This is a genomic window from Streptomyces caelestis (genome assembly GCF_014205255.1).
GTDB lineage: Bacteria > Actinomycetota > Actinomycetes > Streptomycetales > Streptomycetaceae > Streptomyces > Streptomyces caelestis.
Genome location: NZ_JACHNE010000001.1, coordinates 1,755,859 through 1,780,748, shown reverse-complemented (window position 1 = coordinate 1,780,748; position 24,890 = coordinate 1,755,859). Strand labels below are relative to the sequence as shown.

The 24,890-nt window shown below is 71.9% G+C and carries 22 protein-coding genes and 1 tRNA gene; 11 read left to right on the top strand and 12 right to left on the bottom strand.

Annotated elements, in window-relative coordinates:
- Positions 1-45 precede the first annotated feature (45 nt).
- Genes HDA41_RS08025 through HDA41_RS08010 form a run of 4 tightly spaced genes read right to left on the bottom strand, consistent with a single transcriptional unit; the run spans position 46 to position 3,851 of the window.
- Positions 46-1,077 carry an L-idonate 5-dehydrogenase gene (locus HDA41_RS08025; RefSeq protein WP_184982031.1) on the bottom strand — a complete coding sequence of 344 codons (1,032 nt, stop codon included), beginning with the start codon at positions 1,075-1,077 and terminating at the stop codon, positions 46-48.
- A 20-nt stretch (positions 1,078-1,097) separates the two neighbouring features.
- On the bottom strand, positions 1,098-1,862 hold the full coding sequence (locus HDA41_RS08020; RefSeq protein ID WP_184982030.1) for an SDR family oxidoreductase: 765 nt from the start codon (positions 1,860-1,862) through the stop codon (positions 1,098-1,100).
- Between the two features lie 13 nt (positions 1,863-1,875).
- On the bottom strand, positions 1,876-3,273 hold the full coding sequence (locus tag HDA41_RS08015) for a GntT/GntP/DsdX family permease (protein WP_184982029.1): 1,398 nt from the start codon (positions 3,271-3,273) through the stop codon (positions 1,876-1,878).
- A 59-nt stretch (positions 3,274-3,332) separates the two neighbouring features.
- The gene (locus HDA41_RS08010; protein WP_184982028.1) at positions 3,333-3,851 is read right to left on the bottom strand and encodes a gluconokinase; all 519 of its coding nucleotides are present in this window, start codon (positions 3,849-3,851) and stop codon (positions 3,333-3,335) included.
- A gap of 137 nt (positions 3,852-3,988) precedes the next feature.
- On the opposite strand from HDA41_RS08010, the gene HDA41_RS08005 reads away from it, so the two are divergent.
- Positions 3,989-4,690: a FadR/GntR family transcriptional regulator gene (locus HDA41_RS08005; protein WP_184982026.1), complete on the top strand. Its 702-nt coding sequence runs from the start codon at positions 3,989-3,991 to the stop codon at positions 4,688-4,690.
- Between the two features lie 6 nt (positions 4,691-4,696).
- Here HDA41_RS08005 and HDA41_RS08000 read toward each other — a convergent pair whose 3' ends face one another.
- The 4 genes from HDA41_RS08000 to HDA41_RS07985 form a co-directional block, all read right to left on the bottom strand.
- Positions 4,697-5,071, bottom strand: coding sequence for a YchJ family protein (locus HDA41_RS08000; RefSeq protein WP_184982024.1), 375 nt, complete (start codon positions 5,069-5,071; stop codon positions 4,697-4,699).
- A 13-nt stretch (positions 5,072-5,084) separates the two neighbouring features.
- Positions 5,085-6,428, bottom strand: coding sequence for a M1 family metallopeptidase (locus HDA41_RS07995; RefSeq protein ID WP_184982022.1), 1,344 nt, complete (start codon positions 6,426-6,428; stop codon positions 5,085-5,087).
- 68 nt (positions 6,429-6,496) lie between these two features.
- Complete coding sequence (locus HDA41_RS07990) at positions 6,497-10,363, bottom strand: Pls/PosA family non-ribosomal peptide synthetase (protein WP_184982021.1); 3,867 nt, start codon at positions 10,361-10,363, stop codon at positions 6,497-6,499.
- A 294-nt stretch (positions 10,364-10,657) separates the two neighbouring features.
- Positions 10,658-10,742, bottom strand: a tRNA-Leu gene (locus HDA41_RS07985).
- A 195-nt stretch (positions 10,743-10,937) separates the two neighbouring features.
- Between HDA41_RS07985 and HDA41_RS07980 the strand changes: the two genes are divergently transcribed.
- From HDA41_RS07980 to HDA41_RS40605, 3 genes are all read left to right on the top strand, one after another.
- Positions 10,938-12,263 carry a M20/M25/M40 family metallo-hydrolase gene (locus HDA41_RS07980; protein WP_184982020.1) on the top strand — a complete coding sequence of 442 codons (1,326 nt, stop codon included), beginning with the start codon at positions 10,938-10,940 and terminating at the stop codon, positions 12,261-12,263.
- Positions 12,264-12,415: 152 nt separating this feature from the next.
- The gene (chpH, locus tag HDA41_RS07975; protein WP_184982019.1) at positions 12,416-12,649 is read left to right on the top strand and encodes a chaplin ChpH; all 234 of its coding nucleotides are present in this window, start codon (positions 12,416-12,418) and stop codon (positions 12,647-12,649) included.
- A 129-nt stretch (positions 12,650-12,778) separates the two neighbouring features.
- A complete protein-coding gene (locus HDA41_RS40605) occupies positions 12,779-13,615 on the top strand; it encodes a chaplin (protein ID WP_221511445.1) in 837 nt (278 codons plus the stop codon).
- A 96-nt stretch (positions 13,616-13,711) separates the two neighbouring features.
- Here the strand turns inward: HDA41_RS40605 and HDA41_RS07965 are convergent, their stop codons facing one another.
- Complete coding sequence (locus tag HDA41_RS07965; protein ID WP_003989151.1) at positions 13,712-13,900, bottom strand: DUF5703 family protein; 189 nt, start codon at positions 13,898-13,900, stop codon at positions 13,712-13,714.
- A 47-nt stretch (positions 13,901-13,947) separates the two neighbouring features.
- Here HDA41_RS07965 and HDA41_RS07960 point away from each other — a divergent pair, with 47 nt between their 5' ends.
- Positions 13,948-14,661, top strand: coding sequence for a hypothetical protein (locus HDA41_RS07960; RefSeq protein ID WP_184982018.1), 714 nt, complete (start codon positions 13,948-13,950; stop codon positions 14,659-14,661).
- Positions 14,662-14,729: 68 nt separating this feature from the next.
- On the opposite strand, the gene HDA41_RS07955 is transcribed toward HDA41_RS07960, so the two are convergent.
- Together HDA41_RS07955 and HDA41_RS07950 are read right to left on the bottom strand one after the other, a co-directional pair.
- Entirely contained in the window at positions 14,730-16,985 is a 2,256-nt protein-coding gene (locus HDA41_RS07955; RefSeq protein ID WP_184982017.1) for an ATP-dependent DNA helicase, read from the bottom strand.
- The gene (locus HDA41_RS07950; protein WP_184982016.1) at positions 16,982-17,968 is read right to left on the bottom strand and encodes an aldo/keto reductase; all 987 of its coding nucleotides are present in this window, start codon (positions 17,966-17,968) and stop codon (positions 16,982-16,984) included. The genes HDA41_RS07955 and HDA41_RS07950 overlap by 4 nt, the downstream gene beginning before the upstream one ends.
- Before the next feature lie 167 nt (positions 17,969-18,135).
- Between HDA41_RS07950 and HDA41_RS07945 the strand changes: the two genes are divergently transcribed.
- Both HDA41_RS07945 and HDA41_RS07940 read left to right on the top strand, forming a co-directional pair.
- Entirely contained in the window at positions 18,136-19,191 is a 1,056-nt protein-coding gene (locus HDA41_RS07945) for an LLM class F420-dependent oxidoreductase (protein WP_184982014.1), read from the top strand.
- A gap of 294 nt (positions 19,192-19,485) precedes the next feature.
- Positions 19,486-20,274: a ferritin-like domain-containing protein gene (locus HDA41_RS07940; RefSeq protein ID WP_184982012.1), complete on the top strand. Its 789-nt coding sequence runs from the start codon at positions 19,486-19,488 to the stop codon at positions 20,272-20,274.
- 10 nt (positions 20,275-20,284) lie between these two features.
- On the opposite strand, the gene corA is transcribed toward HDA41_RS07940, so the two are convergent.
- Entirely contained in the window at positions 20,285-21,280 is a 996-nt protein-coding gene (gene corA / locus HDA41_RS07935) for a magnesium/cobalt transporter CorA (protein WP_184982010.1), read from the bottom strand.
- 61 nt (positions 21,281-21,341) lie between these two features.
- Between corA and HDA41_RS07930 the strand changes: the two genes are divergently transcribed.
- From HDA41_RS07930 to mshC, 4 genes are all read left to right on the top strand, one after another.
- Positions 21,342-22,028: a histidine phosphatase family protein gene (locus HDA41_RS07930; RefSeq protein WP_184982008.1), complete on the top strand. Its 687-nt coding sequence runs from the start codon at positions 21,342-21,344 to the stop codon at positions 22,026-22,028.
- Positions 22,029-22,106: 78 nt separating this feature from the next.
- Positions 22,107-22,697 carry an Rv2134c family protein gene (locus HDA41_RS07925; RefSeq protein WP_184982006.1) on the top strand — a complete coding sequence of 197 codons (591 nt, stop codon included), beginning with the start codon at positions 22,107-22,109 and terminating at the stop codon, positions 22,695-22,697.
- Positions 22,661-23,491, top strand: coding sequence for an Rv2133c family protein (locus HDA41_RS07920; protein WP_184982004.1), 831 nt, complete (start codon positions 22,661-22,663; stop codon positions 23,489-23,491). The genes HDA41_RS07925 and HDA41_RS07920 overlap by 37 nt, the downstream gene beginning before the upstream one ends.
- Positions 23,492-23,584: 93 nt before the next feature.
- Positions 23,585-24,814: a cysteine--1-D-myo-inosityl 2-amino-2-deoxy-alpha-D-glucopyranoside ligase gene (mshC, locus tag HDA41_RS07915; RefSeq protein ID WP_184982002.1), complete on the top strand. Its 1,230-nt coding sequence runs from the start codon at positions 23,585-23,587 to the stop codon at positions 24,812-24,814.
- Positions 24,815-24,890 lie beyond the last annotated feature (76 nt).

The window sequence follows — 24,890 nt, the reverse complement described above, 5'->3', positions numbered from 1 at the left end:
GCGATCAACCCCAACGCACCCGCACCCGCCCAGCCACCACAGCCCCTACGGCGCCAGGGCGAAATCCAACAGCACCTTGCAGGACCGACTCCGATCAGCAGCCAGGGCAAAGGCGGACTCGGCCTCCCTCACAGACACCACCGCACTGATCAGCCCGTCGAACGCAGCCTCTCCCGCCAGCACCACCAACGCCTGATCGAACTCACCGTCGAACCGAAACGCCCCCCGCAGCTCGATCTCCCGACTCACCACCAGGTTCCCCGCGAACGCACTGTGCCCCGCCGGCAGCATCCCCAACTGCACGACGACCCCACCCCGCCGCACGCGCCGCAGACACGTGTCCAGCCCGGCAGCCACTCCGGACGCCTCGATCGCGACGTCCACTTCGGAAGGCCACCCCGGGGCGTCAGGATCATCGGCCCGTACGAGAGTCCCGGCACCCGCGATCCGGGCATACTCCAGCGCCTCGGGCAGCAGATCCGTGACAGTCACCCGCGCCGCCCCGGCCGCCTTCGCCGCCGCGACCACGAGACAGCCGATGGGCCCGGCCCCGGTCACCAGGACGTGCCGTCCGGCCACCTCCCCGGCCCGCCCCACCGCGTGCAGGGCGACGGACAGCGGCTCGGCGAGCGCGGCCCGGCGCAGCCCCAGACCGTCCGGCAACGCCCGCACCTGGTCGCAGGGCACGACCACCTGCGCCGCGAACCCTCCCTGCACATGCGGAAAGCGCGCCGCGCTGCCCAGATACCGCGTGTCCCGGCAGACGTTCCGCCGACCGTCCGCGCACTCCGGACACACCCCGCACGGCGTCGCCGGATGCACGGCGACAGCGGCACCCGGAGCCGGCCCCGACGCGCCGGCGCCGTACCCGACCACCGTCCCGACGACCTCGTGCCCGAGCACCATCGGCTCCCGGAGCCGGAAGTCCCCGACCCCGCCGTGCCGCCAGTAATGCAGATCGGACCCGCACACCCCGCCGTAGCGGACGGCGACCAGCGCCTGCCCCGGCCCGGGCTCGGGAACCGGCAACTGCGCCACGCGCAGGTCACCCTGACCGTGGATCACACAACCCAGCATCACAGCCTCCCGGCAGGTGGTCACAACACGCTCGTCATACCGCCGTCGACATACAGCACCTGCCCGCTGACGAAGTCGGCCGCCGGGGAGGCGAGGAACAGCACCCCGCCCACCAGGTCCTCGGTGCGACCCCAGCGGCCGGCCGGGGTGCGCCGCCGCACCCAGGCGCTGAACTCCTCGTCCTCGACCAGCGGCCGTGTCAGCTCCGTCTCGATGTAGCCCGGGCCGAGCCCGTTGACCTGCACCCCGCTCGGACCCCAGTCCGCGCACATGCCCTTGGTGAGCATCTTCAGCGCGCCCTTGGTCGCGGCGTACGGCGCGATCCCGGGCCGTGCCACCTCGCTCTGCAACGAGCAGATGTTGATGATCTTGCCGTGGCCGCGTTCCGTCATCCGGCGCGCGGCTTCCCGGCCGACCAGGAACGCACTGGTCAGGTTGGTGTCCAGGATCCGGTGCCAGTCGGAGTCGGTGAACTCCAGCAGCGGTGCGCGCAGTTGCATGCCCGCGTTGTTGACGAGGATGTCGAGCGGGCCTATCCGCTCCTCGACGCCCGCGATGCCGTCCGCCACGGACGATCCGTCGGTCACGTCGAACGCCGCCGTGTGCACGCGGTCGCCCGGCAACCCCGCGGCGGCCTCGGCGAGCCGGTCCTTGTCGCGTCCGTTCAGGACGACCGTGCAGCCGGCCTCCGCCAGACCACGGGCGAGGGCGAGTCCGATGCCCCGGCTGGAGCCGGTCACCAGCGCCGTACGGCCGCTGATGTCGAAGAGGGGGTGAGCCGTCATGGCCGTGGCACTCCTAGATCACGAGGGACAACAGCAGGACGATGCCGCCGGCGACCACCGAGATGATCGTCTCCATGACCGACCAGGTCTTGATGTTCTGGCCGACACTCAGCCCGAAGTACTCCTTCACCATCCAGAACCCGGCGTCGTTGACATGGCTGAAGAACAGCGAGCCGGCGCCGATGGCGAGGACCAGCAGGGCCGCGTGCGTGGTCGACATGTCGGCCGCGAGCGGGGCGACGAGACCGGCGGCCGAGACCGTCGCCACCGTCGCCGAACCGGTCGCCAGCCGGATCGCCACCGCGATCAGCCAGGCCAGCAGCAGCGCGGGAATCGACCAGTCCTTGGAGATGTCCAGGACCATCTGGCCCACCCCGGTGTCGATCAGCGTCTGCTTGAAGCCGCCGCCCGCGCCGACGATCAGCAGGATGCCCGCGATCGGCGCGAGGCTCTTCTCGACGAGCGGTGAGATCCGCTCCTTGGAGAACCCGGCGGGCCGCAGCAGCGTGAAGATGCCGACCAGCACCGAGGCGAGCAGCGCGATCATCGGCGCGCCGATCACGTCGAAGACGCGCTGGACCAGGTTCTCCGGGTCGTCCACGACGATGTCGACCAGCGCCTTGGCGAGCATCAGGATCACCGGCAGCAGGACCGTGAACAGCGTGGCGCCGAAGCCGGGACGCTTCTCCAGGTCCTCCGAGGCGCGCTGCGGAATCATGCGGTCCGGGGCGGGGACGTCCACCCAGCGGGCCGCGTACCGCGAGAACAGCGGACCGGCGATGATCACCGTGGGTATGGCGACGAGGACACCGAGGGCGAGTGTCACCCCGAGGTCGGCCTGGACCGCGTCGATCGCGACCAGCGGACCGGGGTGCGGCGGCACCAGGCCGTGCATCACCGACAGGCCTGCGAGCGCGGGGATGCCGATCCGCATCAGCGAGTAGTTGCCGCGCTTGGCGACCATCAGCACCACCGGGATCAGCAGCACGATGCCGACCTCGAAGAACAGCGGCAGCCCGATCACCGAGGCGATGAGCACCATCGCCCACGGCATCGACCGCCCGCCGGCCTTCGCCAGGATGGTGTCGACGATCTGGTCGGCGCCCCCGGAGTCGGCGAGCATCTTGCCGAGCATCGCGCCGAGGGCGATCAGCACACCGACGCCGGCGACCGTGGTGCCGAGGCCGGTGCTGAAGCTGGTGAGGACCTTGTCCAGCGGCGCCCCGGCGATCGCGCCGAGCGCCAGCGACCCGATGGTCAGCGCCAGGAAGGCGTGCAACTTGGACTTGGTGATGAGCAGGACGATGACGGCGATGCCCGCCAGGACGGCGATGCCCAGCTGAGCGTGGCCGGCCGAGGTGATCGGCTCGGGTGCGTCCGCTGCCAGCATCTCGACGCTGAGTCTGGTCACGGGGTGGGTTCCCTTGCGTAGGAGGGGAGGAGGGGAGAGGGAAGGGGGCCCGTCAGGTGTTACCGGACGGACTCGGGGAGGTCCACCAGGGCGAGCGCCGCCCGCTCGGTGATCTCCTCCGGACCGCCCGAGACGTCCACGTCGACCCCGGCCTCGTCCGCCTGGAGGGGCTGGAGCGTGGCGAACTGGGAGTCGAGCAGCGCCGTGGGCATGAAGTGCCCCTGCCGGTGCGACATCCGGTCCTCGATGAGCGCGCGGTCACCCGTGAGATGCACGAAGACCACACCGGGCGCGGCGGCCCGCAGCCGGTCGCGGTACGACCGCTTCAGTGCCGAGCAGCTGACCACCCCGCCGAGCCCTGCCCGCCCGTGCGCCCACGCGCCGATGGCGTCCAGCCAGGGCCGGCGGTCCTCGTCGGTGAGCGGGGTACCGGCCGACATCCTGTCGATGTTGGCCTGCGGGTGGAAGTCGTCGCCCTCGGCGTACGGAACGCCGAGCCGGGCCGCGAGCAGGGGACCGATGGTGGTCTTGCCGGTGCCGGCGACGCCCATGACCACGACGACATGGGGGGTGTTCATCGCTGCCTCACTGTCTGCTGTCTCCGTCGACACGTGATGTCGACGCAACTGAAACCCATTAGGTACGACGAATTCAAGGGTCCGTGATGAATAAGTCTGACTTTTTGTCTCCGTGATCTACCCCGTACGCTGAGTGCATGAGCACACCGGGCCGGGGGCTGCACGGCCGCGTACTGGACACCCTCGGCCCCGAGATCACGGCCGGCGAATACCCGCCGGGCAGTGTCCTGCGCACGGACGAGCTCGCCCAGCGCTTCGACGTGTCACGCTCGGTGATGCGCGAGGCGGTCCGCGTCCTGGAGTCCATGCACCTGGTCGAGTCCCGCCGCCGCGTGGGCGTGACGGTCCGCCCGGCGTCGGAGTGGAACGTCTACGATCCGCAGGTCATCCGCTGGCGCCTGGCCGGCAAGGACCGCGCCCGGCAACTGCGCTCCCTCACGGTCCTGCGCTCGGCGATCGAACCGGTCGCCGCGGGCCTCGCCGCCCGCCACGCCACCTCCGAGCAGTGCGCCGAACTCACCCAGTGCGCCCTCGGCATGGTCGCCAACTCACGCGGTCACAAGCTGGAGGAGTACCTCGTCCACGACATGGCCTTCCACCGCGTCGTCCTGGACGCCTCCGGCAACGAGATGTTCGCCCGCCTCGGCGACGTCGTCGCCGAGGTCCTGGCCGGCCGCACCCACCATGACGTGATGTTCGAGGACCCCGACCCGGCCGCCGTCACCCTGCACGTCCAGGTCGCCGAGGCGGTCCGCGCGGGCGACGCGGTCCGCGCGGAGGCACTGACCCGCGAGATCACGGTCGGCGCCCTCCAGGAACTCGACATCCTGGCGCCGTAGCAGCAACTACGGCAGAAACTCCCCGTCGACGTACACCCAGGCCCCGTCGACCCGCTCGAACCGGCTCCGCTCGTGCAGCGAGCCGCCCCGGTACGACGCCCGGAACTCCACGGTCCCGCCGGAGTGGAACGCCGACCCGTCACTCGTGTCCAGGATCTCCAGCCCGGCCCACCGCGTCCGCGGATCCAGCTCCAGCGTCCCGGGCCGCGTCCGCGGATGCCACGTCCGCAGCAGGTACCCGGCGTCCCCCTTCACGAAGGCGCTGTACCGCGACCGCATCAGCGCCTCGGCGGTCGGCGTGGCGGCGGTTCCGGAGTGGTAGCGGCCGCAGCACGCCTCGTAGGCCTGGGGCAGCCCGCACGGGCAGGAACGCGTACTCATACCGGTCATTGTCCTAGACAGCCGCACTCGTCCCGGACGAGGGCAGTGGCGGCAGCGCCGTCCCGTACACCCACGCGTCGAACAGCTCGTCCAGCGACTCGTCCGCGAACCGCGCCACGTGCGCGGTGAAGGCCGCCGTCGTCACCGCCCCGCCCCGGTACAGCCCCGCCCACCCGCGCAGCATGCGGAAGAAAGCGTCGTCGCCCAGGGCGCACCGCACCGCGTGCAGGGTGAGGCCGCCGCGCTGGTAGAGACGGTCGTCGAACATCGACTTCCGCCCCGGATCGGCGAGCCGGAGGTCCTGCGGCAGCGCGGACAGCGACCGGTGCGCGGCGGCGGCCAGTTGCCGGGCGCCGCGGCCTCCCGAGCGCTCCGACCACAGCCACTCGGCGTACTTCGCGAACCCCTCGTTCAGCCAGATCTGCCGCCAGTCGGCGATGGACACGCTGTTGCCGAACCACTGGTGCGCCAGCTCGTGCGCGACCAGCCGCTCCGAACCCCGCGCCCCGTCCACGTGGTTGGACCCGAACAGCGACAACCCCTGCGCCTCGACGGGGACGTCGAGCTCCTCCTCGGTCACGACGACCGCGTACTCGTCGAACGGGTACGGCCCGAACAATTCCTGAAACAGGTCCATCATCGCGGGCTGCCGTGCGAAGTCCCGGGAGAACCGGGGGAGCAGGTGCGCCGGAATGTGCCCGTGCTGCGGCACCCCGCCCGGGCCGGGGTCGCCCAGCAGTACGGTCTCGTACTTCCCGATCGACAGCCCCACCAGATAGCTGGAGGTCGGCGCCGCCTGCTCGTACACCCAGGTGGTCGTCGAGGCCTTCGTCGTGCGGGTGAGCAGGCGTCCACCGGCCACCACCGCGTAGGCCGACGGCGTCGTGACCGAGATCTGGTACGAGGCCTTGTCGGCGGGCCGGTCGTTGCACGGGTACCACGACGGCGCCCCGACCGGCTGGCTCGCCACCAGCGCCCCGTCCTCCAACTCCTCCCAGCCGAGGCCGCCCCAGGGGCTGCTCACCGGCCGGGGGTTCCCCGACCAGTGCACCTCGACGGTGAACGCGGCACCGGCGCGCAGCGGCTTCGCGGGGCGGACGCGCAACTTGCCGCCCCGGTGCGTGTAGTGCGCCGCACGGCCGTCGACCCTCACCCGGCCCACCCGGAAATCCGCGAGGTTCAGCTGGAACTCGGTGAGCTGGCCACGGCCCGCGATGGCGTTGATCCGCGCTGTTCCCGACAGCCGGTTCGGCGCGGGCCGGTAGTCCAGCGTGAGCTCGTAGCGATGCACCCGGTACCGGATGTCACCGTTGCCCGGGAAGTACGGGTCCTGACCCACTGACTGCTGAACCGCCACTGTTGCGTCCGCTCCCTGCACTGCGCTCGTATGACGTCCATCGGCCCCCGGCCCCGCGGAGGGCCCGCCTAGCGACGCCATGCCTCGATCGGGTTGCCCAGCCAGCGCGTGTCGTCGGGCACGGACTCCGCGGCCATCACCAGGGACGCCGGACCCAGCGTGGTGCGGGCCCCGACGGTGCTGCCGGGCAGGACGATTCCGCCCGGGCCCAGAGTGGCGCCCTCACGGAGCACCACAGTATCCGTCCGCAAGATCCGGTCGTGGAAGAGGTGGGTCTGGAGCACACAGCCCCGGTTCACGGTCGCCGCGTCCCCGAGCGTCACCAGGTCCGTCTCCGGCAGCCAGTAGCTGTCGACCCACACACCCCGGCCGATGTGCGCACCGAGCCCCCGCAGCCACGCCGACATCAGCGGTGTGCCCCGCACCGCACCGGCCAGCCACGGCACCGCCAGCACCTCGACGAAGGTGTCCGCCAGCTCGTTGCGCCACACGAAGGAGCTCCACAAAGGGTGCTCGCCGGCGCGATGCCGTCCCACGAGCAGCCACTTGGCCGCGATCGAGACGAGCCCCGCCGCGCAGCCCGCCCCCAGCAGCACCAGACCGGACAGAAGGGGAGCCCACCCGCCGAGCGCGCACAGGGCCGCCGCCGTCCCCACCGCCAGGGCCGCCGAGCAGAACACCGGCACGATCCGGCAGAGCTCCACCAGTCCGCGCGCCCACAGCAGCCGCGCGGGCGGGTCGTAGGTCCGGCTCTGGTCGCCGCCCGACGCGGCACGCGGCAGCCGCACCGGTGGCAGTCCCAGATACGAGCTGCCCTTCTTGGCCTTCTTCGGCGTCGCCGACAGCACACCCACCAGTCCACCGTCCGGCACGCTCCGCCCCGGCGCGGTCATCCCCGAGTTGCCCAGAAAGGCCCGCCGACCGATCTCCGCGCGCCCGACCCGCAGCCAGCCGCCACCGAGCTCGTACGGCGCGGTCAGCGTGTCGTCCGCCAGGAACGCGCCCTCGCCGACCGTGGTCAGGCTGGGCAGGGCCAGCACGGTGGACACCTCGGCCCGCCGCCCGATCCGCATCCCGAGCAGCCGCAGCCACACCGGCGTGACCAGTCCCGCGTACAGCGGGAACAGCATGTCCCGCGACCGGTCCATCAGCTGTGTCACGGTCCAGGCCTGCCAGCCCACCCGGCTGTGCGTGGCGTGCGTGCCCTCCCGCAGCCCCAGGCTCAGCAGCCGTACGGCGGCCACGAGCAGCAGCGCGTACGCCAGCCCGAACGCGAGCGTCGCCGGCACCAGCGCGACGACAGCACTCCGCAGGGCCGCACCGAACCCGGCGTGCGGACCGACGAACAGCCCCGCCACCAGCAGCGCGGCAGCAGCCGAGACCACCGGCAACGCGGTCAGCGCGAAACCCGTCACGCCGTACATCACCCGCCAGTACGCGCCCCGCCCGGGCAGCTCCTTGGGCCAGTTGCGCTTGGCCCGGCCCAGCTTGACCGCGGGCGCGCCCGCCCACCGCTGCCCGGTGGGAATCTGTCCCGTGACCGCCGAACCGGGCGCCACCTCGGCCCGCTTGCCCACCCGCGCGCCCGGGAAGAGCATGCTGCGTGTGCCGACGACGGCGTGCGCGCCCACCTTCACCGGCCCGATCTCCAGCCGGTCGCCGTCCAGCCAGTACCCGGACAGGTCCACCTCCGACTCGACGGCCGCGCCCCGGCCCAGCTTGAGCATGCCGGTGACCGGCGGCAGCGAGTGCAGGTCCACGTCCTGCCCCACCTTGGCGCCCAGCGCTCGCGCGTACCGTTCGAGCCAGGACCCGGTCAGCGACGTCGCCCCGCTGAACTCGGCCAGCCGCTCGGCCGTCCACAGCCGCAGATGGACGCTCCCGCCGCGCGGGTACCGGCCCGGCCGCACCCCCCGCAGCAGCCAGCGCGCCCCGCCCGCGGCGAGCGCGAGGCGCCCGGGCGGGCTGAACAGCAGCACGGCGCCGGCCGCGACGAGCCACCAGGGTGCCGTCGGCAGCCAGGAGTAGGCGGGCAGCACGTTCCCGAGCGCGGCGAGCACCACGGTCCAGCGCAGCCCGAGCAGCGTGAAGAGCGGAACCAACACCAGGAGCTGGACGAGCTGGGCACGCCTCGGTACCGGCGCCACGACCCGCCGGACCCCGTCGTCCTGCGCCGACTCCTCCAGATGCCGGGCCAGTTTCCGCAGGACGGGCCGCTGGTAGACGTCGAGGACGGCGGCGCTCGGATAGCGCGTGCGCAGCCTCGTCGTCAGCTGGGCGGCGGCCAGACTGCCCCCACCGATCACGAAGAAGTCGTCGGAGGCCGACGTCACCGGAATGCCGAGGACGTCCGTCCACTGCTCGGCGAGCCAGGCCTCGGTGCCGTACAGGCGCTCGGCCGGGCCGCTGGTCTCCAGTCCGTCCAGCGGCCAGGGCAGCGCGTCCCGGTCCACCTTGCCCGACGTACGGGTCGGCAGCTCGTCGACCGGCGCGAGCAACGGCACCAGAGCCGCCGGCAGTTCGGCGCGCAGTCGCTCGACGGCCGCCGAGTGGTCCCAGCCGTCCTGGGTGACGACGTAGCCGACGAGGAGCTGGTTGCCGCTGCGGGCCGTCCGCACCGCGGCGGCGGCGCCGGCCGTCCCGGGCAGCGCCTGAAGCGCCGCGTCCACCTCGCCGAGCTCGATACGGCGCCCGCCGAGCTTGATCTGCTCGTCGGCCCGCCCCAGGAAGACCAGCCCCTCCGGCTCGGCCCGCACCAGGTCACCGCTGCGGTACGCCCGCTCCCAGCCCAGCGACTGAAGCGGTGCGTACTTCTCCGCGTCCTTCCCGGCGTCGAGATACCGGGCGAGTCCGACCCCGCCGATCACCAGCTGTCCACTGCCGCCCATCGGCACGGGCTCCCCGGCCTCGTCCACGACGGCCAGCTCCCAGCCGTCCAGCGGCAGCCCGATCCGGATCGGCTCCTCGCCGCTCATCAGCGACGCGCACGCCACGACGGTGGCCTCGGTCGGCCCGTAGGTGTTCCACACCTCGCGCCCCTCGGTCACCAAACGCTGCGCCAGCTCGGGAGGGCACGCCTCCCCGCCGAAGATCAGCAGGCGTACGTCGTTGAGTGTCTCCGGCTCCCACAGCGCCGCCAGCGTCGGCACGGTGGACACGACGGTGATCTCCTGCTCGACCAGCCAGAGCCCGAGATCGGCACCGCTCCTGACCTGCGAGCGCGGCACCGGCACCAGGCAGGCGCCGTACCGCCACGCCAGCCACATCTCCTCACAGGACGCGTCGAACGCGACGGACAACCCCGCCATGACCCGGTCACCGGGCCCGATCGGCTCGTCGGTCAGGAACAGGGCGGCCTCCGCGTCCACGAAGGCCGCGGCGCTGCGGTGGCTGACGGCCACGCCCTTGGGCTTCCCGGTGGAGCCGGAGGTGAAGATGATCCACGCGTCGTGCCCGACACCGGGCCGGGCGGCGGCATGACCGGGGGCATTGCCGACAGTCAGCTCGTGACCGGCCCCGACGACCACCCGCACCCCGGCCTCGCCGAAGACCAGACCGGCCCGCTCGTCGGGGTCCTCGGCGTCCACGGGCACGTACGCGGCACCGGCGGCCAGCACCGCGAGGATCGCCACGTACAGGTCGTTGGTGCCCGACGGGACCCGGACACCGACGCGGTCCCCGAGCCCGACGTCCACGGCGGCCAGCCGCCGCCGCAGGTGCTCCACCTCGACCGCCAGTGCGCGGTAGGTGAGCAGCCGGCGGCCGTCGTCGAGCGCGGGCTCGTCCGGGTACGAACGTACGGACGCCTCGAAGATGTCGACCAGGGTGCGGGGGGAGGCCGCGGGACCGGCGGAGAAACGGGCCACGTCGTTCAGAGCTGTGCCCGACTCCTGGTCCAGCACGGTGAGGTCAGGGCTTTCGTGCAGGGCGGCCATCGGATCCTCGAGTCTCGAACCCGGTCATCCGGGGCGCCGGTGGGCCCGCAGGTCTGCCTGGGGATGTTCCGTTCCGGTGCGAACAAGCCCAATACTCTAGTGGTCGGGTGACTTCGCCCTGTCATGTCCGCCACTGGGAGGCAAACGCGAGACGGCCCGGAGGCCCGGAGCCCCGGCTCCCACCTGTGCTTCTCCCGGCCTGGCGAGATGTCGCCCACATTTCCCCCGGCCACCCTCGAAGAGCGTCCCCGCAAACGACGAAAAGCCCCTCGACGAGAGGGGCTTTTCCATCTGTGTCCGAGGGGGGACTTGAACCCCCACGCCCGATAAAGGGCACTAGCACCTCAAGCTAGCGCGTCTGCCATTCCGCCACCCGGACAAGGTGTCTGTCGCGCGGGTCCTCCCCGTGGCGACGACGTAAACATTACCAGGCTCTCGGGGGTGGCCGATCACCCCCCGCCCGCACCCGGCCGGGCGTGAACGGCGTGTGACGGGCCGGGACCGGTCTTGGGGTGCGGGCCGGGGAGAGGGAGGATGAGGGGGACCCACCAGCAGTGACACCGGGAGGAAGCACGTGAGCGAGACGGACACGGCCAGGAACGTCACCGGCGAGGACGAGGTCGTGGACCTCTGCCGCGAGCTGATCCAGATCGACACCAGCAACTACGGCGACCACTCGGGTCCGGGCGAGCGCAAGGCGGCGGAGTACGTCGCCGAGAAGCTCGCCGAGGTGGGGCTCGAACCGCAGATCTTCGAGTCGCACCCGGGCCGCGCCTCCACGGTGGCCCGGATCGAGGGCGAGGACCGCTCCCGGCCGGCGCTCCTCATCCACGGCCACACCGACGTCGTACCCGCCAACGCCGACGACTGGACCCACCACCCCTTCTCCGGTGAGATCGCCGACGGCTGCGTGTGGGGCCGCGGTGCCGTCGACATGAAGGACATGGACGCGATGACCCTCGCGGTCGTCCGGGACCGGCTGCGCAGCGGGCGCAAGCCGCCGCGCGACATCGTCCTCGCGTTCCTCGCGGACGAGGAGGCGGGCGGCACGTACGGGGCCCGCTACCTCGTCGACAACCACCGGGACCTCTTCGAGGGCGTCACCGAGGCGATCAGTGAGGTGGGCGGATTCTCGTTCACCGTGAGCGAGGAGCGGCGGCTGTACCTGATCCAGACGGCCGAGAAGGGCATGCACTGGATGAAGCTCACCGTGGCCGGCACGGCCGGGCACGGATCGATGATCCACCGGGACAACGCGATCACCGAGTTGTCGGAGGCCGTCGCGCGGCTGGGGCGGCACAAGTTCCCGGTGCGGGTCACCAAGACCACCCGCGCCTTCCTCGACGAGCTCGGTGACGCGTTCGGCACCGAACTCGACCCGGAGGACATGGAGTCGACCCTCGCGAAGCTGGGGGGCATCGCCAAGCTCATCGGCGCGACCCTGAGCAACACGGCCAATCCCACGCAGCTCGGCGCCGGCTACAAGGTCAACGTCATCCCGGGCGAGGCGACCGCCCACGTCGACGGCCGCTTCCTGCCCGGGTTCGAGGACGAGTTCCTCGCCGACCTCGACCGCATCCTCGGCCCCAAGGTGCGGCGCGAGGACGTCCACGCCGACAAGGCCGTCGAGACCACCTTCGACGGGGCGCTCGTGGAGGCGATGCAGTCGTCGCTGCTGGCCGAGGACCCGACCGCCAAGGCGATCCCCTACATGCTCTCCGGCGGGACGGACGCGAAGTCCTTCGACGACCTGGGCATCCGGGGCTTCGGCTTCGCGCCGCTGAAGCTGCCGCCGGAGCTGGACTTCGCCGGCATGTTCCACGGCGTGGACGAGCGGGTGCCGGTGGAGGGCCTGAAGTTCGGCGTGCGGGTGCTCGACCGGTTCATCGACGCATCCTGAAACCGCCCCTGCGAAACATCGCTATTCGGCCGGATGTGCGAGATCGACTGGGAAGGGTGAATGCGACCATAAGCTCGTAGCCTCATTACTCCCTCCTCGTTACAGGTAATGCGATCGCAAGATTGGTCGCTTTGCCAACTAGGAGGATAATAATGATCAAGAAGGTCGTCGCTGCTGCGGCTGCCACCGGTGGGCTGGTTCTCGCGGGCGCGGGTCTGGCCGTCGCCGACTCGGGTGCCCAGGGTGCCGCCGCGCACTCCCCGGGTGTCGTGTCCGGCAACGTCATTCAGGCCCCCGTTCACGTCCCGGTGAACGTCTGCGGCAACACGGTCTCCGTGATCGGGCTGCTGAACCCCGCCTTCGGCAACACCTGCGTCAACAAGTGACGCTTCCCCCTCGTTGAGGGGAGTCCAAAGCCATCGGTCCCGGAGCGCATGCCATGCGCTCCGGGACCGAACGCTTCTTTCGAGGAATTCGAGAAGAATTCGAGACAGGTCGAAGGCAGGTATTCAGGAATGCGACAGGTCACCCGCAAGGGTCTGATGACCGTGGCGGCCGCGACCGGCGTGATCGCCGCCGCGGGCGGCTCCGCTCACGCCGCCTCGGGCGCACAGGGCTCCGGTTCCGGCTCGCCCGGCGTGCTGTCCGGGAACTCGGTGCAGGCGCCGGTGCACGCGCCGGTCAACGTGTGCGGGAACACGGTCAACGTGATCGGTGTCCTCAACCCGTCGGTGGGCAACTCGTGTGCCAACCAGGACGGTGGATCGTCGTCGGAGGGACACGGCGATTCAGGCGGCCACGACGGCTCGCACGCGGGCGGCCACGCCGGCGACTCGCCGGGCGTCGGCTCGGGCAACCACGTCCAGGCGCCGATCCACGTGCCGGTGAACGTCTGCGGCAACAGCGTCGACGTCGTCGGCGTCGGCAACTCCAGCACGGGCGACGACTGCGCGAACGGCGGCTCCGGCGGGCACCACGCCAACCCGCCCGGCGGCGGCAACGAGAACCCGGGACAGCCGGGTGACCCGGGCAACCCCGGCAACCCGGGTGACCCCGGAAACCCGGGCAACCCCGGTGATCCGGGCGATCCCGGGAACCCGGGCAGCCCCGGCGGCCCGGGTGACCTGGGCGGCCCCGGCACCCCGGGCACGCCGCCCGGTGCGTACACCGAGACGCCGGGCGGCTCCTCGCACGGCAACAAGCCGGGCAGCCAGTTCGTCACCCAGCCCAAGGGCGACGCCCAGCTCGCCAGCACCGGCAGCGACCTGCCGCTCGGCCTCGCCCTGCCGGCCGGCGCGGGCGCGCTGCTCGCGGGCTCGATCCTCTACCGCAAGGCGCGCACCTCGGCCTGACAGCCCGATGGGCCTGACAGCCCCGGAAAACGGAGCGGGCCCCGCCGATGCGGGGCCCGCTCCCGTGTGTGCCTTCTCCCCGTGCCCCGTCTCAGCTCACCACGTGGCCCGCACCTGACGGATGATCCGCCGGCGCAACCGCACCTTGCGGCTGCCGTCGCGCAGCAGGCTCAGACGGTACAACTCCCAGTGTCCGTACTCGGCATGGTCCGTCAGCAGACGTGCCGTCTCCTTGCGGGAGACCCCGCGCGGTACGTACACGTCGACAAATTCGTATTCCGGCATCGCATCTATTGTGCGGGCTGGGGCCTGGTACGGATAGCGTCTGCACTATGTCTGATGCTGCGCAGCCCACTGCTGCCGAGGTACGTGCCGCCGCCGAGGCGGTCAAGACCGCGCTCGACCGCCACCTGGCCGCGGTGGAACGCAGGTCGGGGGAGGACGACCCGGCCGTCTACGAGGCGTTCAACCAGCTGGCCGCGGCCGCAGAGGTGTACGACGAACTGCTCTACGACCGTTACGACGAGGTCACACCCTTCGAGATCCCCGGTACGGAGGACGCGCTGCCCCCGTACACCGGGCCCGAGGAACCGAACGCGCTGAGCGTACTGATCCGCCGCGACTACGCGGTGGCCGAGCCGCAGCGGCTGCTCGCGCAGGCGCAGCGGATCGAGGCCGCGGAGGGTGAGGACGGCCCGGCCGCCTCCGGGACGATCCATGGTGCGCTCGGCCTCCTCTTCGGCGAGTTCGAACCCGACGAGATCGCCTCGCGGCACAAGGAGTTCGGGCTGGAGGAGGGCGACTCCACGCTCTGGGTGACGGCGGCGGAGGAACCGGCCGACCCCGGCGAGTGGCTGGAGGCGCCGTTCGAGCAGGTCGATCCGCAGAGCGTGGTCTGCCGCTTCGACGTCAGTGCCGTGTTCGACGACGAGATCGGCGTCGATGACGATGACGATGACGACGGCGCGGAGGAGCTGGAGGAGGACCTCGACACCGACCTGGACGAGGACGAGGACCTGGAGCCGCTGGACGCGGACCGCCGCTGAGCGCACGCGTCAGTCAGCCACCCGACGGCGGTGGTCACGGGCAGGCCCCGCGACCACCGCCGTCGTCGTCAGCCGCTGATCTGCGGGGCGAGCAGCACCGGAAGCCGGGTCGTCCGGGGCTTCGCCGGAACCTCGGCGACGGCCCGGGCCAACGCCTGTTCCACCCCGTGCACGACGGACAGATGGCGGTCGGCCCGCCCGAACGCCGTGTACACCCACGGCCGGCTGAGGGCCTGCGCGGCATCGCCGGGCAGCACCACGACCACCGCGGGCCACCGGCTCCCCACCGCCTGGTGCGCGGTGAGCGCCCAGCCGTGCCGTACGGACTGCTCCACCCGCTCCTTCGGGACGACGACAGCCTCGCCCTCGCACGACAGGTGCAGCCCCTCGGCATCCGCCTTCACCACGCGGCCCGGCAGCGCACGGCCCGGCACGGGGGAGTAGACGATCCGGTCACCGGGGTCGAAGCCGCCGAAGCGGCCCGGGCCCGGATTGAGCCGCTCCTTCAACGCCGCGTTGAGCGCGCGCGTGCCGACGGCGCCGCCGTGCCCCGGTGTGATCACCCGCGTCTCCTCGGCCGGTACGCCGAGCGCCCGCGGCACCGAGTCCACGACGAGCTGCACCGTCCGGTGCACGGCCTCGCCGGCGTCCCGCACGGGCACGATCACGACCTCCTTGCCCGGGGCCTCGACCTGGTTCAGCTCGCCGATGCCGATACCGGAGACCAGCTCGCCCAGCGGCCCGGGATCCGGCTGCCGCGAGGCGACCTGCGGGCAGATCCGCGCCGCGAGCAGATCCGCGAACACCCGGCCCGGACCCACGGACCACAGCACCCCCGGGTCCCCGGCCAGCACCAGCCGCGCCCCGTCCGGCAGCGACTCCGTCAGCAGCGCGGCCGTCTCGACATCCAGCTGCGGCGCGTCGAGCACGACGAGCAGATCGAGGTCGAGCGCCCCGTCGGCATCCCGGCCAGGTCCTTCGGCCCCGGAGAGCAGTCCGGCGACGGTGGTGACGGGGGAGTGGGCGACGGGGGAGTGGGCGTCCGTGGACGGGGTGCCGGGCGCTGTCTGCCGGCCCAGCAGGGCCGCGAAGCGGGTGCGGCCGATCGGGCCGTGGGTGGCGGCCCAGGCACGCAGGCCGAGGGTGTGCGCGGCGGTCAGCAGCGCCGCGGGCTCGGTCAGGGAGGCCTCGCCCCCGGTGTGCAGGACCAGGCCATGAGCGGCGACCGCGCGGAGCAGCTCACCCGTCGAGCCCTGGGCCGCGGCGGCGACCCGCTCCCAGTCCTCGGCCGAACCGTCCTGCTTGGGCACCGAGTTCACCAGCCGGGCCAGACCGTCGGCCAGGCTCTCCTCCGCGAGCGCGTACCGCTCAAGCCCGGCCAGGACACGGACCGGACGCTCCTCGTCCTCCTCCGTGTCCTCTTCCCCGGCCGGTGCCGGCGCGGCACCGGTCTCCTCCAGCGCGTCCTGGAAGACCAGCGCGTCACCCTCCGCGATCGCGTCCTGCACGGCGCTGTCGGGGTCCGGCACGCCCCGCTGGGCCAGGGCCGCGAGGAGCGCCGGCATCTCCAGGGCGGTATGCCCGGCCAGCGCGGCCTGCTCCAGGAGCCAGACGGTGACGGCCCGGCCCCGCCGCTCGTCGTCCGGACCGCACTCGGCGCCGAGCAGGGCCCGCGCGAACCCGTCGGCCTGCTCGGGCCGCACGCCGGCGACCCGCAGCAACTGCCAGGGATCCGCGCGCAGCTGTTCGTCCGCGCCCTCGCCGAGTGCCGCGGCCACCTGCGGCGCGAGCACCTCGGGGGCGCCGCCCTCGCCGAGCACCTGCCGTACGGCCTGCACCGCCGCCGGCGCGGGAGCCGTCGACGCGGCGGCGGCCTCGGCCGACACGGGCTGCGGCCGTCGTACCGGCTCCGGGGCGGAGCGCCGGGGGGCGGGCTCGGGGTCCTGGAACACCGTGGCGACCGGCTTCTCGCCGCTCTCCACGGCCCGTACGGCCGCGAGCAGATCGGCGGCCTTGCCGCTCAGCTTGGTGCCGGCCTCGATCGGCGCCTTCTTCTCGGCCTTGCGCTGCTCGATACGCTCCCGCACGGCCCGCTGTGCCCGCAGCTCGGCCTCGGCCTCGGACACCTCACCGGAAGCGGCTGCGTCCCCTTCGGCCCCCTCGGCCGCGGGCACCTCCCCGGAACCGGCTGCGTCCCCCTCGGTCCCACCGCCCTCGGGCACCTCCCCGGAACCGGCTGCGTCCCCCTGGGTCCCCTCGGTCTCCGCACCACCGGTCGGCGTCCCCGGCTCGGCGTCCTCCGTGGTCTCCGGCTCCGTGCTCACAGCGTGCTCCAGTCGTGATCGGGATAGCGGTGCACCGGCGCCGACACGTCGTCGAGCGCCCGGCAGATCTCGTCAGGAAGACTAAGGGTCTCCACTGACAATGCCGCCGTGAGCTGCAGCGCGTTGCGCGCGCCGACGATGGGCGCGGCCACTCCCGGCCGGTCGCGGACCCAGGCCAGCGCCACCTGGAGCGGCGTCACCGCGAGACCGTCGGCCGCGGTCGTCACGGCGTCCACGATGCGCCCCGCCGTGTCGTCCAGATACGGCGCGACGAACGGCGCGAGGTGCTCCGAGGCACCGCGCGAGTCCGGCGGTGTCGTGGCGCCCCGGTACTTGCCCGTGAGCACCCCGCGCCCCAGCGGCGAGGACGGCAGCAGCCCGATGCCCAGGTCCAGCGCGGCCGGCAGCACCTCGCGCTCGATGCCCCGCTGGAGCAGCGAGTACTCCAGCTGCGTAGCCGCCAGCCGGGTCCGGGTGCCGGGGGCCGCCAGCTGCCAGGTCGCGGCCTTGGCCAGCTGCCAGCCGCAGAAGTTGGACACGGCGGCGTAGCGGGCCCGGCCGCTGGCGACCGCGAGGTCGAGGGCCTGGAGCGTCTCCTCCAGCGGGGTGTCCGGGTCGAAGGCGTGCACGTGCCACAGGTCGACGTAGTCGGTGCCGAGCCGGGAGAGTGAGGCGTCCAGCGCGGCGAGCAGATGGCCGCGGGAGGTGTCGAAGCGGCGGTCGGGGTCCGGCACGCTGCCGGCCTTGGTGGACACGACCAGGTCCCGGCGGGGCACCAGGCCGTCCATGAGCCTGCCGAGCAGGTACTCGGCCTCTCCGTCGCCGTACACGTCCGCGGTGTCGACGAGGGTCCCGCCCGCTTCCCAGAACGTCTTCATCAGGTCCGCGGCGTCGTGCTCGTCGGTGTCCCGTCCCCAGGTCAGGGTGCCGAGCCCGATCCGGGACACACGCAGGCCGGTGCGGCCGAGATGCCTCTGCTCCATGAACGCCGAGATTACTGGCCAGAACCTTCCATGTGGGGGCTGTGGACGGCCGATTTCCGGAGGCCGGGCGCGAGTCGCCAAGCACGACTGCCCGCCGCTGGGTTCCCGCACAGCCGCACGCTAAGGTCTCCGCACGTGCACGTTACTGATCGGTAAGGGGATTCGGCATGCAGCTCGGTATCAACCTCGGCTACTGGGGTGCCGGAATGGACGCGGACAATCTGGCCGTCGCCCAGGAGGCCGACCGGCTCGGATACGCCGTCTGCTGGGCCGCCGAGGCCTACGGCTCCGACGCCGCCACCGTACTGACCTGGGTCGCCGCGCAGACCGAGCGGATCGACGTCGGCTCCGCCATCTTCCAGATCCCGGCCCGCCAGCCCGCGATGACCGCCATGACGGCAGCCACCCTCGACTCCCTCTCCGGCGGCCGGTTCCGCCTCGGACTCGGCGTCTCCGGCCCGCAGGTCTCCGAAGGCTGGTACGGCGTCAAGTTCGACAAGCCGCTGGCACGCACGCGTGAGTACGTCGAGATCGTCCGCAAGGCCATGACGCGCGAGCGTCTGTCCTACGAGGGCGAGCACTGGACGCTGCCGCTGCCCGGCGGTCCGGGCAAGCCCCTCAAGCTGACCGTGCACCCGCAGCGCGAGCACATCCCGCTGTACATCGCCGCGATCGGCCCGAAGAACCTGGAGCAGACCGGCGAGATCGCCGACGGCGCCCTGCTGATCTTCCCCTCCGCCGAGCACCTCGAGGACACGACGATCAAGTACCTGCGGGCCGGCCGTGAGAAGGCCGGCAAGACCCTCGACGGCTTCGACGTCTGCCCGACCCTGCCCCTCGCCGTCGGCGACGACAAGGACGTCGCCGCGCTCGCCGACACCTTCCGCCCCTACACCGCGCTGTACGTCGGCGGCATGGGCAGCCCCAAGCAGAACTTCTACAACCAGCTCGCCCAGCGCATGGGCTACGAGAAGGAGGCCGCCGAGATCCAGGGCAAGTACCTGTCCGGCGACAAGCAGGGCGCCGCGGCTGCCGTACCGCACGAGCTGATCGACAAGACCGCGCTGCTGGGTTCCGTCGACCGGATCGCGGACCGGATGAAGGCCTACGCGGAGGCCGGTGTCACCACCCTGAGCCTCGCCCCGGCGGGCTTCACGCTCGACGAGCGGCTCGCGTCTCTCCGCGCCGGCACGGAAGCCCTGGAGCGTGCGGGGCTCGCGTAACGGGCTTGAGTCTTCTGCGGCCGTGGTGGGGGCTCGGGGGTCTTCCCCGCCACGGCCGTCACGCAGAACAACGCGGCGTGCCCCCCGGCGGTTACGCCAGGCCCCTCCCGGACATGCCGGCCGGGCCGGTTCGAACACAGTCTCCCGTGTCCTCCGTTCGGCCGAGTTGTCCGACGCAACTGTTGCAGCACCTGCCGCCCCGCACTTGACTCGTTCTCTGCGGATACCTGCGGATACCTGCGGGAACCGGGCGGATCGCGCGGCACGCGCACGCGCGCGGGAGAGGTGCTCACGATGCTTTCGGCCAAGAGTGTGTTCCAGGAGATCCTCGCCAACGACGAGTCCTTCGCCCTGTTCTGCTCCATCGCCGCGAGCGGCGAGTCCCAGGGCGGCTGGGAGAACGCCCGTATCGCCGCGCTCGTCCCCGAAAGCGAGCGGGAACTCGCTCCCAAGATCACCCGGCACGGCGTCGACGAGGACAAGCACGGCCGGATCTTCAACGCCCTGATGAAGAAGCGCGGCCTCGACCCCGTCCCGGTCCCGCCGGAGACCGACTACACCATGCTCCTGGAGAAGAACGGCATCGGCCTCGCGCACGAGCAGCTGGGGCGCGACGAGCGGCTCACGGTCCAGGACATCGTCACGTACCTCTCGCACAGCAGGGTCACCGAACAGCGCGCCTCCGAGCAGATGGAACTCCTCCGCAAGCACTTCGCCGACGACCCCGACATCGGCCGCGCGGTCAGGCAGATCTCCCACGACGAGGACAACCACCTCGCCTACTGCCACGAGGAACTGCTGCGCTTCGCCCACGCGGGCCACGGCCGGGCCATCCAGCGGACCCTGCGCGCGTGCGCGCTCGCCGAGATCCGGATCCACCGGGACGTCAGCCTCGGGGTCATGGCGCACATGGGCCGCATCCTCGGCTGGTCCAGGGCCAAGTCGGCGGTGCTCGCGGCGGGCATCCACGCGCTGTACGCGTACGAACGGCTGGGCGGCTGGCGCCGGATGGTGTCGCTGAGGATGCCCGAGCGCCGCGACCCCCTCGGCGGACCCGCGTCCGCGGCACCCGAGTTCGCCTGAGAGGCCCGGTCTACAACCAGCCGCGGCGCTTGAACAGCCGGAACACCAGCACCTCGAGAACGGCCATCACCGCGATCAGCACCGGATAGGACCACTCCCAGCGCAGCTCGGGCATGTGCTCGAAGTTCATGCCGTAGATCCCCGCGACCATCGTGGGGATCGCGGCCATGGCCGCCCACGCGGAGATCTTCCGCATGTCGTCGTTCTGCCGGACGCTCATCTGCGCCAGATGCGCGGAGAGGATGTCCGACACCAGCCGGTCCAGGTTCTCCACGGACTCGTTCACGCGCGTGAGGTGGTCGCTCACGTCCCGGAAGAACGGCCGCGCCCGGTCGTCCACGAACGGCACCGCCACGCCGGACGGCGCCGTGCCCGCCAGCCGGCTCATCGGCAGGGCCAGCGGCCCGGTCGCCCGGCGGAACTCCAGGACCTGCCGTTTGAAGTTGTAGATCCGGGACGCCGTGTTCCGCGAACCCCCGTCGTCCGGCGAGAAGACCTCCGCCTCCAGCCCCTCCAGGTCGGCCTGCAGCTCGGTCGCGACATCCAGGTAGTGGTCGACGGCGGCGTCGGCGACCGCGTACAGCACGGAGGTGGGTCCGTTGCCCAGCAGGTCCGGCTCGTGCTCCAGCCGGTTCCGTACGGCCTTGAGCGGGCCGCCCTCGCCGTGCCGGACGGTCACGACGAACGAGTCACCCAGGAAGATCATGATCTCGCCGGCCGAGACGGTGTCGCTCTCCGGCTCGTACGTCACCGGCTTGAGCACCACGAAGAGCGAGTCGTCGTACACCTCCAGCTTGGGCCGCTGATGGGCCTTGAGGGCGTCCTCGACGGCCAGGGGATGCAGCCCGAACTCCTGGGTCACATGGTCGAATTCACGCTCTGTCGGCTCGTGCAGCCCGATCCACACGAAACCGCCCGCCGCTCGGGCCTCACTCAGGGCGTCGGAGAAGTCCTCCGGCCCTTCCGACCGGTGTCCGTCGCGGTAGATGGCACAGTCGACGATCACTAAGAGAGTCTCCCGTCACTTGAAGGACACCGTACGCTCGCGTGCGCCTACGCTGGACCGCATGCCCACGTTGATCCTGGTCCGGCACGGACGTTCCACCGCCAACACCGAGGGACTGCTCGCCGGCTGGACGCCCGGTGTCGCCCTCGACGAACGCGGCGCGGCGCAGGCCGCCGCGCTGCCCGGGCGGCTCGCCGAGCTGCCCCTCGCCGAGATCGTCACCAGCCCGCTCCAGCGCTGCCAGGAGACGATCCGGCCCCTCCTCCAGGCCCGGCCGGAGCTCACCGCGCACACCGACGAGCGCATCGGCGAGTGCCACTACGGCGACTGGTCGGGGCGCAAGCTCGACGAGCTGAAGGACCAGCCCCTGATGGAGGTGGTGCAGGCGCACCCCTCCGCGGCGGCGTTCCCCGGCGGGGAGTCCATGCGGGCCATGCAGACACGCGCCGCCGAGGCCGTACGCGAGTGGAACGCGCGCGTGGAGCGCGACCACGGCGCCGACGCCGTCTACCTCATGTGCTCGCACGGCGACGTCATCAAGTCGCTCGTCGCTGACGCACTCGGGCTTCATCTCGACCTCTTCCAGCGGATTGCCGTTGAACCGTGTTCCATCACGGCGATCCGCTACACACGACTACGACCGTTTCTCGTCCGCCTCGGCGACACGGGGGACTTCACGTCCCTGGTGCCGCGCGAGGAACCGCCGGGCGACGAGGCCCCCGTCGGGGGTGGTGCGGGCGCACCGTGATCGTCGGCCGCAGTAGGGTGAAGCGGTCGCAGCAGTGCCGTAGTCACACGGTTCCCACGATTCCAATGGAGACAGGACGTGTCCCGTCAGGTGTTCCTCTACGACCATCCGGAGCGCTTCGTGGCCGGTACGGTCGGACTGCCCGGGCGCCGTTCGTTCTTCCTCCAGGCCTCCGCCGGCTCCCGGGTGACCAGCGTGGCCCTGGAGAAGACCCAGGTCGCCGCGCTCGCCGAACGCATGGACGAGCTGCTCGACGAAGTCGTACGCCGTAGCGGGGGCAGCGCCGCCGTCCCCGCCGTCGCACCGTCCGAGATCACCGACACCGCTCCGCTGGACACCCCCATCGAGGAGGAGTTCCGGGTCGGCACCATGGCGCTCGCCTGGGACGGCGAGGAGGAGCTGATGATCGTCGAGGCGCAGGCGCTCGTCGAGCTCGACGCCGACTCCGAGGAGGACCTCGCCGAGGCCGAGGAACGGCTGCTCCAGGACGAGGAGAACGGGCCCCCGATGCTGCGCGTCCGGCTCACCGGCGCGCAGGCGAGGGCCTTCGCCAAGCGCGCCCTCGACATCGTCAACGCCGGGCGGCCGCCGTGCCCGCTGTGCAGCCTCCCGCTCGACCCGGAAGGACACGTATGTCCGCGCCAGAACGGATACCGCCGCGGAGCGTGACACCTCCTCCGGACGCCGCCGAACTGCTCGCCCGGGGCGAACTCACCGTGCGCGGACGCATCCGTGAGGCGTCCAACGCGGCCCTGTACTGCACGGTGTCCCACGAGGGCCGGGACGCGGCCTGCATCTACAAGCCGGTCGCCGGGGAGAGGCCCCTGTGGGACTTCCCCGACGGGACGCTCGCCCAGCGCGAGGTCGCCGCGTACGAAGTGTCCGAGGCCACCGGCTGGAGCCTCGTCCCGCCCACCGTGCTGCGGGGCGGCCCCTACGGCGAGGGCATGTGCCAGCTGTGGGTCGAGGCGGCACCGGAGGCGGAGCTGCTCGCGCTGGTCGACGGCGAGGAACCGGAGCCCGGCTGGAAGGCGATCGGCTTCGCCGAGGTCGGCGAGGGCCGCACCGCGCTCCTCGTGCACGCGGACGACGAGCGGCTGCGGCGGCTCGCGGTGCTGGACGCCGTCGTCAACAACGCCGACCGCAAGGGCGGGCACCTGCTGCCGACCGGCGAGGGGCGCCTGTACGGGATCGACCACGGCGTCACCTTCAACGTCGAGAACAAGCTGCGGACCCTGCTGTGGGGCTGGGCGGGGGAGCCCCTCACGCGGGAGGCCGTCGACGTCCTGGACGGCCTCAGGAAGGACCTGGCGGAGGACGGTCCGCTCACCGCCCGGCTCCGGCCGCTGATCACCGGTGCGGAGATCGACGCCACACGCGCGCGGGTCGGCGCGCTGCTCGCCTCGGGGAAGCATCCGGAGCCGAGCGGGGAGTGGCCGGCGATTCCCTGGCCGCCCGTGTAGCAGCACAGCCGCCGGTTCACCGCAAGAGCGCCTTCTCGGCCGTCCGGCCGCTCCCATTCGTATATGGAACTTCAGTCCGGTTAGGCTCAAGGCATGCATGCCTGGCCCGCTTCCGAGGTCCCCGCCCTGCCTGGTCAGGGCCGCGACCTGAGGATCCACGACACCGCCACCGGCGGTCTCGTCACCCTCGACCCCGGTCCCGTCGCCCGTATCTACGTCTGTGGCATCACCCCGTACGACGCCACGCACATAGGACACGCGGCGACCTACAACGCGTTCGACCTCGTGCAGCGCGTGTGGCTCGACACCAAGCGGCAGGTTCACTACGTCCAGAACGTCACCGACGTCGACGACCCGCTCCTGGAACGCGCACAGCGCGACGGCCTCGACTGGGCCGCGCTCGCCGAGCAGGAGACGGCCCTCTTCCGCGAGGACATGACGGCCCTGCGGATGCTGCCGCCGCGCGAGTACATAGGCGCCGTCGAGGCCATACCCGGGATCGTCCCGCTCGTCGAGCGGCTGCGGGACATGGGCGCGGCGTACGAACTCGAAGGCGACGTCTACTTCTCCGTCGAGTCCGACCCGCACTTCGGCAAGGTCTCCGGGCTGGACGCCGCGGCGATGCGGCTGCTGTCCGCCGAGCGCGGCGGCGATCCGGACCGGCCGGGCAAGAAGAACCCGCTCGACCCGATGCTGTGGATGGCGGCCCGGGAGGGCGAGCCCAGCTGGGACGGCGGATCGCTCGGACGCGGGCGGCCCGGCTGGCACATCGAGTGCGTGGCCATCGCCCTCGACCACCTCGGCATGGGCTTCGACATCCAGGGCGGCGGCTCCGACCTGGCCTTCCCGCACCACGAGATGGGCGCCTCGCACGCCCAGGCCCTGACCGGCGAGTTCCCCATGGCCAAGGTGTACGTGCACGCCGGCATGGTCGCCCTCGACGGCGAGAAGATGTCCAAGTCCAAGGGCAACCTGGTCTTCGTCTCCAAGCTCCGGCGCGACGGCGTCGACCCGGCCGCCATCCGGCTCGCCCTGCTCGCCCACCACTACCGCGCCGACTGGGAGTGGACCGACCAGGTTCTCCAGGACGCCGTCGCACGGCTCGCCCGCTGGCGGGCCGCCGTCTCCCGGCCCGACGGGCCCCCGGCCGAGGCGCTCGTGGAGCAGATCCGCGAGGCCCTCGCCAACGACCTGGACGCCCCGGCCGCCCTCGCCGCGGTCGACCGCTGGGCCGCACGGCAGCAGGAGAGCGGCGGCACGGACGAGGGCGCCCCAGGGGTGGTCTCCCGGGCCGTGGACGCGCTGCTGGGCGTCGCGCTGTAGCCGTACAGCACGCGAGCCGTACAGCACGCGAAGGGGCGCCTTCCGGCCGGGAGGCGCCCCTTCTGCTGTGCTCGGC